This is a genomic window from Nostoc sp. FACHB-152 (genome assembly GCF_014697475.1).
Lineage (GTDB): Bacteria > Cyanobacteriota > Cyanobacteriia > Cyanobacteriales > Nostocaceae > Nostoc_B.
The window spans coordinates 69,349-81,584 of sequence record NZ_JACJRV010000017.1; the positions used below are offsets into that span (position 1 = coordinate 69,349).

General features: G+C 38.0%; 9 protein-coding genes. 6 read left to right on the top strand and 3 right to left on the bottom strand.

The annotated features are described in order from the left end of the window. Window positions 1-159: 159 nt before the first annotated feature. Both H6G76_RS15435 and H6G76_RS15440 read left to right on the top strand, forming a co-directional pair. The gene (locus H6G76_RS15435) at window positions 160-1,305 is read left to right on the top strand and encodes a DUF1822 family protein (protein WP_190702005.1); all 1,146 of its coding nucleotides are present in this window, start codon (window positions 160-162) and stop codon (window positions 1,303-1,305) included. A 72-nt stretch (window positions 1,306-1,377) separates the two neighbouring features. After that, complete coding sequence (locus tag H6G76_RS15440) at window positions 1,378-1,845, top strand: DUF4870 domain-containing protein (RefSeq protein ID WP_190702008.1); 468 nt, start codon at window positions 1,378-1,380, stop codon at window positions 1,843-1,845. Between the two features lie 28 nt (window positions 1,846-1,873). Here H6G76_RS15440 and H6G76_RS15445 read toward each other — a convergent pair whose 3' ends face one another. Then, window positions 1,874-3,484: a sensor histidine kinase gene (locus H6G76_RS15445; RefSeq protein WP_397333601.1), complete on the bottom strand. Its 1,611-nt coding sequence runs from the start codon at window positions 3,482-3,484 to the stop codon at window positions 1,874-1,876. A gap of 359 nt (window positions 3,485-3,843) precedes the next feature. Between H6G76_RS15445 and H6G76_RS15450 the strand changes: the two genes are divergently transcribed. Further along, the gene (locus H6G76_RS15450; RefSeq protein ID WP_190702011.1) at window positions 3,844-4,959 is read left to right on the top strand and encodes a Gfo/Idh/MocA family protein; all 1,116 of its coding nucleotides are present in this window, start codon (window positions 3,844-3,846) and stop codon (window positions 4,957-4,959) included. Window positions 4,960-5,388: 429 nt separating this feature from the next. Here the strand turns inward: H6G76_RS15450 and H6G76_RS15455 are convergent, their stop codons facing one another. Next, window positions 5,389-5,859 carry a hypothetical protein gene (locus H6G76_RS15455; RefSeq protein ID WP_190702013.1) on the bottom strand — a complete coding sequence of 157 codons (471 nt, stop codon included), beginning with the start codon at window positions 5,857-5,859 and terminating at the stop codon, window positions 5,389-5,391. A 288-nt stretch (window positions 5,860-6,147) separates the two neighbouring features. Here H6G76_RS15455 and H6G76_RS15460 point away from each other — a divergent pair, with 288 nt between their 5' ends. From H6G76_RS15460 to H6G76_RS15470, 3 genes are all read left to right on the top strand, one after another. After that, a complete protein-coding gene (locus tag H6G76_RS15460; RefSeq protein WP_190702016.1) occupies window positions 6,148-8,088 on the top strand; it encodes a CHASE3 domain-containing protein in 1,941 nt (646 codons plus the stop codon). 252 nt (window positions 8,089-8,340) lie between these two features. Further along, window positions 8,341-8,799: a response regulator gene (locus tag H6G76_RS15465; protein WP_190702019.1), complete on the top strand. Its 459-nt coding sequence runs from the start codon at window positions 8,341-8,343 to the stop codon at window positions 8,797-8,799. Between the two features lie 32 nt (window positions 8,800-8,831). Continuing rightward, entirely contained in the window at window positions 8,832-11,123 is a 2,292-nt protein-coding gene (locus H6G76_RS15470) for a response regulator (RefSeq protein ID WP_190702022.1), read from the top strand. Window positions 11,124-11,377: 254 nt separating this feature from the next. On the opposite strand, the gene H6G76_RS15475 is transcribed toward H6G76_RS15470, so the two are convergent. Next, window positions 11,378-11,947: a TIGR02281 family clan AA aspartic protease gene (locus tag H6G76_RS15475; RefSeq protein WP_190702023.1), complete on the bottom strand. Its 570-nt coding sequence runs from the start codon at window positions 11,945-11,947 to the stop codon at window positions 11,378-11,380. Window positions 11,948-12,236 lie beyond the last annotated feature (289 nt).

The window sequence follows — 12,236 nt, forward strand, 5'->3', positions numbered from 1 at the left end:
TTCTTGGTATTCAAGCTTTCAAAATATTTTAACTTATGCGACTACTGCGATACATCTTCTCGCTAACCAGGTTCAGACCAATTTTGCAGACTGTTCGGGGAAGAGAATGTTTCCCTGGTAGTGCCAAAACAAGCCAAACCTTTCCCCGGAGTAACCACCATGACTTTTACTTTTGCTAATTCTCCAGATCTAATTTTAGAGATTCCCGAAACTACGCAACACCATCAAGGTTTTTCGCATCCCAGTTCTGATTATCAAGCTTATTTAAACCAACTTTGTCTGAATGCTGTCTTACCTTGGTTACAGGAGGAATTTACACCACAGGCAAAGGTGTGGCCGAATACCACTGCTTTAGCTAGTTTTTGGGAACTGGTGAATGGAACCGCTATTACAGTAGATGCAACGAGATTTATCTTGGTTCCCAGCGAAAGTATTGATTGCAGTGAGTTGCGCGTACCGCAAGAATGGGTGGATTTACTGAGTTGGCTAGGTGACTATTATTTAGCTGTGCAAGTCGAACCAGATGCGGGCTATGTGAGAGTTTGGGGTTATGGTACTCATGCCCAACTTAAGAATAAAGGAAGTTATGATGCAGGCGATCGCACTTATTCTCTAGATATTGCTGAGTTAATTACCGATATCAGCATCTTAGCGGTAGCGCGAGAATTTTGTACAGCCGAACCGACACGAATTGCTGTTGCAGCAATTCCGACCCTACCACAAGCCCAAGCGCAAAATTTAATTGACCGCCTGGGAAAGCCAGAAGTCATCACACCTCGGTTAGCGGTTCCTTTTCAACTGTGGGGTGGGTTAATTGAACATGGCGGTTGGCGGCAAAATTTATATGAAAAACGCATCGGACTACCCCAACAGCGTGCAGTTTTGCAATGGTTGCAAAGCGGTGTATCTCAACTTGCACAAAATATCGGTTGGGAACGCTGGAATTTAGAATTGAGTGCAGCTGCGGCGCGGAGTGTAGAAGATAGACAAACTGAGGTGAATATATCACGACGGCTGGCGATCGCTGGACAATTATATGAACTGACAATTACACCCCAAGGTGAACCAAATACACCTTACTGGCGATTCCAGTTGCGTAACGCCACTGTTGGTGCGGACATTCCTGGCGGTTTTAAACTTAGGCTTCTTACAGAAGATTTACAGCCTTTTCCTAATAACGAAGATATTGCTACAACTGCTGTTGAACAACTTTATGTAGAAGTTGCTTTAGAACCAGGCGAAGGCATAGTTTGGGAAATAGAACCTCTACCGGAAAATTATGAGCGAGAAATACTCAAATTTTAAACTTTTGTCTGATTGATTTCCGGGTAATGTAGTAAATAGGAATTTCATTTATCCTTATGCCACTAACAAGCCATGAAAACCAAAGGCAAACAACAAATGCGGATCTGGGCAATGTTGTGTCATTTTTCAGCTTTATTCTCGTGGCTAATTTTATTTGCTTTAGTATTTCTTGGTATTCCTTTATATTTGCCCCTAAATATTTTATTACCTTTAAGTATTTGGCAACTTAAAAAGAATCAATATCCCTGGATTGATTTTCAAGGTAGAGAATCTTTAAACTTTCAAATTTCCTTGACTTTGTATACCTTAGTGTTCATTATTATTTCTTTATTACTAGTATTCGGTAGCTGTAGCATTGCTATTACCAATCATGGTGCAGTCAATGAATTTACGACTGTTTTAGACGCATTACTTTTAATGTGGATGTTTTTAATTATCGGATTACTGTTATTACAATCATTCTTGGTCAGCTTTGCAGCAATGAAAGCTTATCATGGCGAACATTACCGCTATCCTTTCACTATGCGAATTCTCAGATAATATTTAGCGTCTAAAATCTAAAATTGTATTATCTTGTCTGCTTGATAGGAATTTCTATTACAAATTCTGTGGATTTTCCAAGTACAGAATTACATTCAATTTTTCCCTTATGCTTATTTACTATAGTCTGATAACTTATAGATAATCCTAAACCAGTACCTTTACCTATAGGTTTAGTCGTAAAAAACGGATCAAACAATCTAGGTTTAACTTCTTCAATTATTCCTATGCCATTGTCTTTAATACTGATGATGACATTCTCTTGATTTTTAACTTTAGTAGAAATAATAATAGAATTATAAGGGTGTTTGGTATTTGCTTTTAAAGCCTCAAATTCTTTTTGACGTATAGCATCAATAGCATTGCTAAGAATATTCATAAATACCTGATTTAATGCTCCTGCATAACATTCAACAAGCGGCAAATCGCCATAATCTTTAATAATAACAATTTCTGTTTGCTCATGTTTACCTTGGAAACGATGCTGTAAAATTAACAAAGTACTATCAATTCCTTCATGAATATCAACAGGTTTCATTTCTGCTTCATCAAGACGGGAGAAATTTCGCAAAGTTAGCACAATCTCACGAATACGATTAGTACCAATTGTCATAGAACCTAAAACTTTAGCTAAATCATTAATAATAAAATTTAAATCTATCTCATCAATTAAACTAGTTATTGCTGAATTAGGATGAGAATATTCTTGCTGATATAAATTAATTAAAGTTAGTAATTTATGAGTATATTCTCTAACATAACTTAAATTGCCATAAACAAAATTAACAGGGTTATTAATTTCATGGGCGACACCAGCAACTAACTGACCTAAAGAAGACATCTTTTCAGTTTGAATTAATTGAACTTGAGTGTGTTGCAATTCTTGCAATGTTTGTTGTAATTGAAGATTTTTCTGGTTTAATTTTTCTGTTCTGGACGCAACTTGCATTTCTAATATAGAATTAGCCTCTTCTAAAGCAGTTTGAGCATTTTTTTTAGCTTTTAAGTAACCATGTAACAAATTCAGTACCAGTAACCATGCCGGAATCAATAATATTAAACTTATGATAGAAGCCAAAATTGCCCAAAATATTTTTTGGCGATATTCTGCAACTTGTTGCTGCAACTGAATTGATATATTATGTTTTCTTTTAGTTACACCATCAGCATAAATCTGTTTTTGAGTTTCATATTCAGGGCTAGACAATAGTATTTGTGCTGCAATTTTTTCATTTTTTCTTACTAAATTAAAAGATTGATATTCCATTTTAATTAATTGCTGATTAGCAATATCAGTTTTTTTTGCATCTTCACTTTTATATGCTTGAGGCGCAAGTTTAATAGATTCTTGAATTGCAATATCAAGTTTATGTTCAAATTGCCGATAGCGTTGTTCCCACATTAGGTTGCCTGTAGCCGCATTCATACGTGCTGACATGGTTAACACTTCATCAAAATAGATAATTTCATCACTCAATTTTTGTAATCTAAATTCATTCTTAGTCAGATTATTAAAATTATAGTAGCCTTGGCAATTAAGCCAGATTTGAGGAATAAATAAAAGTAATGTAAGTAATACTGTTACAGTTATTAGTTGCGAGGGAGGAATTTTTGTTTTGTTAGTTATATACATTTTCATATTATTTTTTATTTAGATAATTGCTGAAATTATTGAAAATATAATATTGCTTACAGCTTTTAAGTTGGCTGGATAACTTTCTCAGGTAAATAATTTTCATCAGTGAAATTTGACTAATAATAAACTAATATATGTATTTTTGTCTATGGTGATTCAAAAGTCCATATGTTTTTACATATAAAATCAAAATATATTTTTTATAAAGGTTCAGTATTTTTACTAAAAAAATTTATATGTGTTAAAAATATTAAGAAAAAATTTACCAAATACTTGTGTATTATATTGTGGCAATTATTTAAAATTATCAAGGTAAATAATATCGCTATTCTCTCATTTAATTTAGGGGTGCGTAGTTAACCATGAATCAAAATGTAATTAGTGTTGCTGTAGTCGGCACTGGATTTGGTCAAAAAGTCCATATACCTGGATTTAAAGCCCATCCCCATACTGATGTGATTGCGGTTTATCATCGGGATATTAATAAAGCCAAAGCAATTGCGGATGCTAATAATATCCCCCACGCTTGTAATAGTGTGGCAGACATTGTCAAACTACCAGAATTAGACGCAGTTAGTATTTCTACACCACCATTTCTGCACTATGAAATGGCAAAAACTGTGCTAGAAGCAGGCAAACATTTATTATTAGAAAAACCTACAACTTTAAATGTATCTGAAGCAAAAGAGCTATATCAGTTAGCAATAGCAAATGGTGTAACTGCTGTGGTTGATTTTGAATTTCGCTTTGTTCCAGGATGGCAATTATTTGCTGAACTTTTATCTTCAGGTTATGTAGGAAACAAACGCTTAATTAAAATTGATTGGTTGGGTTCTTCTCGCGCTGATACTTCCCGCCCTTGGAACTGGTATTCTTCTCAAGAAAAAGGGGGTGGTGCATTGGGATCGTTGGGTTCTCACGCCTTTGATTACATTTATTGGTTATTTGGCCCAGTATCTAGACTTAGTGCTTATTTAAATACAGCTATTCCTAACCGCATTGACCCTAGCAATGATGTATTAAAACCAGTAGAGACAGATGATAATTGTTTGCTGTCTTTGGAATTAGCGGATGGAACACCATGCCAACTTAATATCAGTGCTGTGGTTAATGCACCGAGAACTCATTGGGTAGAAGTGTATGGCGATCGCGGTACATTAGTTTTAGGCAGCGAAAATCAAAAAGATTACATCCACGGTTTTCGAGTTTGGGGTTCTCAAGCCGGACAACCTTTAGCAGAAATTGAAATACCACAGCAGTTAATGTTTACCCAAAACTTCACTGATGGCCGTATTTCTGCATTCATCCGTGTAGTTGACCAATGGCTGCAAGGAATTAACCAAAAACAGTCAATAGTTCCATCTTTGCGCGAAGGAGTGTATTCTCAATTGTTGATGGATTTATCTCATAAATCCCACGAAAGAAGGAGTTGGGTAGATGTTCCCAGCTTGGATGCTTATCTGGAAAACGTTCAGTAATAAAACTAACTCCACAGACGAAAAATCAAGGGTTTAGGCCAGGGTGTAGGGTTTGAGTAAGCCTCACCCTACACCTTTAAAGGATGTTTGAAAAGTGATTAAGTAAGTCGGTGGGAAAAGACAAAACTATGTTAAGAAAGGTTAATTAAGCTCAAACTCTCTTCCCTCCTGACTTCTGCCTCCTGCCTTATCCCAACTACAAATATTTGCACCGCTCCACTTAGCTGTGATTTTAAGCACTTCTAATCCCCCCAACCCCCCTTAAAAAGGGGCTGAAAGACTCTTAAAGTCCCCTTTTTAAGAGGGATTTAGGGGGATCTAAAATGTTTTGCTACCAACAAAAGGACTTTTTAAACATCCTGTTACACCCACTCTCAACAATCAATCCCAGTGCGTAAGTTTTACTATTGTTTTACGCTGAATAAAGTCTTAAAAAGTTAAAGCTTTTGCTGTACCTAATAAAGGTGTAATTGTGGTGTATATCTGTCTCTGTCCTTCATTCAATAAAGGTATTGTTGACAAACGGTTTATAGTTTTAATACCCTGAGTCACAATTTTAGCTTCGCTGCTGTTCTTCAAGTTAACATCAGGTAAGAGCAAGCTAAATGTCTCATAGCCAGTATCTACAGTTTTTTTGACAGTCACTGTCACCAATTTACCAATTGCTGTGTCTTCAGTTTGTATTTCTGTTCCAGAAAAAAGCAATTTTTGTTCTGAGTCTTCATACTTAAAAACAGCCTCACCAGTAATGCTACTTGTTGAATAAGTGACCTTGACCTGCTGATTTTGCAATTCATAAAAGGTTTGTATTTTTGCTTCTTGGGCATAAGATGGCATTACAGGTATGCTCGTTAGTGCTATACCTAGCGTTAACAATGAAGCTAGATGTATGGGTTGCATATTTTCAGATAGGAATTGTAGTCTGGAAAACAATGTAATTTTTGGAACTCAGTTGTCCACGAGGATTATAACTTGATAGTATTTGGTTAAAGTAGAAATTTTTTGATTGTGTAGAGTCTAGCGATCGCACCCAATAAGCGATTAAACACCTAAGAGAGCAGTTGAGACCGTAGGGGAGCAAGGGAGAGGGTTTAAATCTTTTATTCACAATTTCAATAGTGCAAGTTGTAGGCGCAATAGCTAAGAAATTCATGAGAATTTTTCAGGCAGAGCCAGTAGCATAGAAATATGTTGCTGCAAATTGCTCAATCTATTTTTCGACGAAGGTTAACTAGTACGATCGCACTTCCTAGCGTTCTCTTATTGCTGTTTTCGGGAGTTTCGCTTTGGCAAGTTAATCGCCTACTGGCAGCCTTAGAATGGGTAGATCATACAGACCAAGTAATTGCTCAGGCTTACCAAACTCATAAACTACTGCTAGATATCCAAACAGGCTCACGCGGCTACATCATTACAGGTAAGCCAGAATTTCTCGAACCTTACCAAGAAGCAACACCCACCACAAATACTGCTTTTAGAAAATTAAAAGATTTAGTTTCCGATAACCCGATACAAGTTCAACGCGTGCAGCAACTCCAATTGCAATATCAAGAGTGGAGTCGTTTGATTTCTCAAGGTGTGGAACTCCGGCAAGAAGGCAAGGTTGAACCGTTGTCGGCTTTTGAAGTACGTAAGCAAAAGATGGATGCAATACGCCAACAAATGGCAGATTTTGTTGCTACGGAAGTAAAACTACGTGACCAACGCAGCCAAACAGCCCGTGACACAGCACAGCAAGTAAGTGTAACTAGTATAATTTTGGCACTAGTCATCGGGATAACTCTTACTTACTACATCCGGCGACAAATATTTAAGGTGTCGCAAACTTATGAAAATGCTCTAAAAACTGCAACTGAGAAAACTGAAAATGCTCAACTTGCTGCCCAACGCCTAACTGATTTGCACAAAATTGACCGAGCAATTTTAGCGGCTGAACCGGATGTGACAATCATTAGGAATGGTTTGGGAAGGTTGCGCCAACTAATCAATTGTCAACAAGCATTTTCGGTGTTGTTCAATTTTGAAACTAACACGGCTGAAGTACTCGCTGCTCATGCTGATGGTGAATTACAACTAGCAGAAGGTACAACACTACCAATTACCGATTTTGTTCTTGGAGAAGTTCGACAAACACCGCAAATTTTTGCAGCTACCAATGACAATCCGCCGATTATAAAAAGATTGTTGGCTGGAGGTTTAAATAGTTGCATAACAATTCCTATGCAGGTGGAAGATGCTGTAATTGGTGAAATAATTCTGGTAAAATCTCCAGCTAAAAATTTTAGTACAGAAGTTTTAGAAATAGCGCAGGAAGTATCAGCACAATTAGCGATCGCAATTAAACAATCTCAACTCCGCCAGGAACTAAAAGATTATGCCTCAAAATTAGAACATCGAGTATCAGAACGCACAGCCCAACTCCAAGCAATCAACCAGGATTTAGAAGCCTTTAACTATTCTGTTTCTCACGACTTGCGCGCTCCTCTCCGCACCATGCAAGGCTTTGCCCAAGCCTTATTAGAAGACTATAATGACCAGCTAGACTCTTTTGGGCAAGACTGCCTCAACTATATTGCTGAGGGGGCGATGCAAATGGATACTTTAATTACTGACTTGCTAAGTTACAGTCGCCTGAGTCGCAGCCAAATTTTAATTCAACCTGTTGACTTGAATGTTGTTATTAAAGAAGCACTCAAGCAATTAGACGCACAAATTAAACAACAGCAAGCTCAAATTCAAATTAACTATTCTCTACCACAAGTATTGGCACATCGTCCTACTCTAGTACAAGTAGTCACAAATTTATTAAATAACGCCATCAAATTTGTTCAGCCAGATAGACAACCTATTGTGCAAATATATTCCCAGGAGTACAACCAACAATCCACAACTTGGGTTAAGTTGTGGATTGTTGATAATGGTATTGGCATCGCTCCAGAACATCAAGAGCGGATTTTTCGAGTTTTTGAACGACTGCACGGTATAGAAGCTTATCCTGGTACAGGTATTGGGCTAGCGATCGTCCGCAAAAGCTTAGAAAAGATGGGCGGTTTCTGTGGCGTAGAATCACAGTTAGGTACAGGTAGCCGCTTTTGGATTGCTTTACCAAAAGTTGTATTTGACCGCTAAGACTCTACAGACAGTTAACTATAACCTAAGTATAGGTTTTTATAATGTAATTTCGGTAACTCCTACGGTAGAAGACAGAAACCAGGAATTTGCTCAGGATAGTAAGAAGAGGTTTTTACGTGTTCTGTAATCTAATCAAACAGTTTACAGGATTAAGGAGTGGGTGAGGATGAATAACCAACTAAATGTAAAGTTGCAATTGCTACAAAAAGATGGCTTTTTGATGGAGTTCTTAAAAGCTATAGAAAGCCAATGAATAATGTATCCATAGGGGAGACAATTCTATTAGTAGAAGACGATGCTCGTGATATTCTCCTAATTAAAAGAGCTTTTCGTAGGGCTGGGATTACGAACCCACTACAAGTAGTTCGTGATGGCGATACTGCCGTGCTTTACTTGGCGGGAGAAGCACCTTATAGCGATCGCAGTATTTATCCATTGCCAGCTTTAATTTTACTCGATTTAAAACTGCCTCGTCGTTCTGGTGCGGAGGTTTTGAAGTGGTTAAGACAACAACCAGGAATTAAGCGTTTACCAGTCGTAATTTTAACTGCTTCTCAAGAACATACTGATGTTAATTATCTGTATGACCTGGGAGCAAATGCCTATATGGTCAAACCTGTAGCTTTTGATAATTTAGTGGAAATTGTCGCCATTGTTAACAAACATTGGCTAATTTTTAACCAAAAGCCAGAACTTGGTACACCTTAAAAAAATTATTAAATAGATTATTTATACTGACAATGCTACGCATTCTCCTGATTGATGACAATCCCCATGATCGCTTGCTGGCGACTCATGCCTTAGAACGAGAATTTGTCGATCTGCAAATTCAACAAGTTGCTCTTCCAAAAGAGTTTGAGCAGGCATTTTCATCTGGAGAATTTGACTTAGTTGTCACTGACTACGAACTGCGTTGGAGCGATGGCTTAACAGTTCTCCGAAAAATGAAAAGCCGCTACCCAGAAATACCCGTTGTGATGTTCACTAATAGCGGTTCACAAGAAATTGCTGTAGAAGCAATGAAATCAGGTTTGGATGACTACGTAATTAAGTCACCGAGTAACTATATGCGTTTACCTGTGGCAGTACGTTTGGCACTAAAACAAGCACACACTCAACGTCAGGTAACAGGTTTAGAAATGCGCTTTCAAACTTTGCTCAATCAACTTAAAGTCGGAGTTTACCGCATTACATCTGATGGTTTGGTACTAGAAACTAACGCGGCATTTCGGCAACTGCTGGGTTTAGATTCATTGGAAGAAATTCCTGTAAATCAAACCTTGGAGCCTTATTTTCAATCAGAAGATTATGCCCAACTCTTACAAGAACTAAGAACAACTAGCGATGTTAGAGAGCGTGAAGCACTTTTGCATCGCACCGATGGTAATAAAATTTGGGTGCGGATTAGTCAGACTTTGACTACCGACAATGGCACAACTGTCATTAATGGCATTATTGAAGACATTACTGAGCGCAAACAAGCCCAAAAAGGCTTGCAAGAAAGTGAAGCTCGATTTAGATGGCTATATGAATCAAATGTCATCGGCATCGCTTTTTGGAATATGAATGGCAATATTACAGCAGCCAATGATGCCTACCTACAGCTATTGGGCTATACAAAGGCAGATATGGAAGCAGGCAGTTTAAGTTGGCACAACCTTGCTGCGCCGGAATGCCAAGACGTAGTTATTAAAATAATTCAGGAACTCAAGCAATGTGGTATTTCTACTCCTGTAGAACAAGATTACATCCACAAAGCAGGTCATCGAATTCCCATTCTGATGGGTTGTGCTTTTCGGGAAGGTTCTCAAACTGATGGTTTTGCTTTTGTGGTTGACCTTTCAGAACGCAAACAAGCAGAAAAAGAACGAGAAAAATTACTCAAACGGGAACAAGCAGCCAGGGCGCAAGCGGAAGCTGCTAACCGAATTAAAGATGAATTTTTGGCTATTTTATCCCATGAGTTGCGATCGCCACTTAATCCAATTTTAGGCTGGTCTAAATTACTCAGTAGCCACAAATTGCCCCAGGCAAAAGCATCCGAAGCGTTGGCAACTATTGAGCGCAACGCCAAGTTACAAGCTCAACTTATAGAAGATTTGTTAGATCTCTCGCAAATCCTCCGGGGTAAACTCAGCCTCAATATTGCTGCTGTCGATTTAGAACCAATTATTGTAGCCGCCTTAGATACTGTGCGTTTAGCAGCCAAAGCAAAATCAATTCAACTGCAAACTACCATATCCCCCAACGTGGGTAAAATTTTGGGCGATCCTGTCCGCTTGCAGCAAGTAGTGTGGAATTTGCTTTCTAATGCAGTTAAATTTACCAACTCTGGTGGTCGTGTAGAAGTTCGTTTAGAACAAGTTGGCAGACAAGCGCAAATTCAAGTCATCGATACAGGCCAGGGAATTAGCCCCGATTTTCTCCCCTACGTCTTTGAATATTTCCGGCAAGCCGATAGTCAAACTACGAGAAAATTTGGTGGGTTAGGACTGGGACTAGCAATTGTCAAACATTTGATAGAATTGCACGGTGGTACAGTCTGGGCAGCTAGTCCGGGAGAAGGACAGGGAGCAATTTTTACTGTCAGAGTGCCATTAATCTCAAGTCAGAGCCAACTATCTCAAAGTACTGTAGAGTCTGATAATTATCAAGATTTAGATGGTATTCGTATCTTAGTAGTAGATGATGAAGATGATTCGCGGGAAGTAGTGGCTTTCATGCTCGAAGAATGTGGTGCAGAGGTAATTGCTGTAGCTTCTGCGGCTGAAGCACTCCCAGCTTTTAACCAATTACAACCTGATGTTCTAGTGTGTGATATTGGAATGCCAGAGGTAGATGGTTATATGCTATTACGTCAAATCAGAAGTTTGCCACCTGAAAAAGGCGGACAAGTACCAGCGATCGCACTCACCGCTTATGCTGGAGAATCAGATAGACGACAAGCACTTGTAGCTGGTTTTCAAAACCATACCTCTAAGCCAGTAGAGCCAACCGAATTAGTGAAGTTGATTGCTAGTTTGGTAGATTAGGGGGTAGGCAATACGGTTGGGATAAGCATTTTAAACTAATAATTGGTTTGGGAAAAAGGTTAAAGGGTAAGGGTTAAAGGTTTTTTCTTCCCCTTTCCCCTTCGCCTTTCCTCTTTAACCGAACCGTATTTAAAGGCTAGGAGCTAGTAATTTTACTCATACTAAGTTGCGCTCAGAAATAGTATTCCTACTCCCTACTCCCAGCCCAATTTACTATCTTTGATTGCAACTTGGTATCAGTAGTTTGTTATAAATTAACGCTGATGAAATTCTACTGCTGTTGCCGAAATTTTGATGTCATAATCGCCAAAAAAATCATGACCAAGTAGGCCAATGCCTGCTTTAGGTGCGATCGCTATTTCCAAATTATTTGCGATTAATCCCCCCGCAGCTATAGAATTGACCTTGACTGTGGGGAATTTTATCTGAGTGCCATCTGCAACTTGAGCTTGCATGATACCTGTCGCTTTGATTTGCAGAGTATTTGCCATTCCTTGAGTAATTAAAGTACTGTTAGCACCTGTATCCAGAATCATCTCAAAGGTTTTTTGGTTATTGAAGGTGACATCAATCACCGGAGTTCTACCAAAGCGACGTTTAATAGGAACTCGAAAAACTTTCTGGCTAGAAGTTGCTTGTGTTTGGGTTGTATGATGACAAAGTTTTGTCAACTCAACAGTTCTACCAGAGGGAGTAACCATAAAACAGAATCCTGCATCTTCAGCTATTGCTTTATGGGTCAATAGTGAGGATGTTAATGTTGGCATTACTGCAATCAAAGCTATGTTAATGTTAGTAATCCAACATTTAACAGAAAGATTCATCTTATTTTCCTCTTCAGTTTTTTAGTACCCTGAAAGACGAAATTTTATGAAAAAATTTAGAGTTAATTTGAACTAAAACTTTAATTTATGTACTATAAACATCAAGTTTTTATGATTAAAGAAATACGCAAAAAAATGCGATTTTTATTTAAAAAAATTAAATCAGAATAAATTTATATTACCGAGATTTACTAAGAGATATTTTAAAGATTAAGTAAAGAATCGATGAAAGTACGTAAGTAGTAGTGAGGTTGGGGACAATATTACAGCAGATTGCAGGTAAATGAAC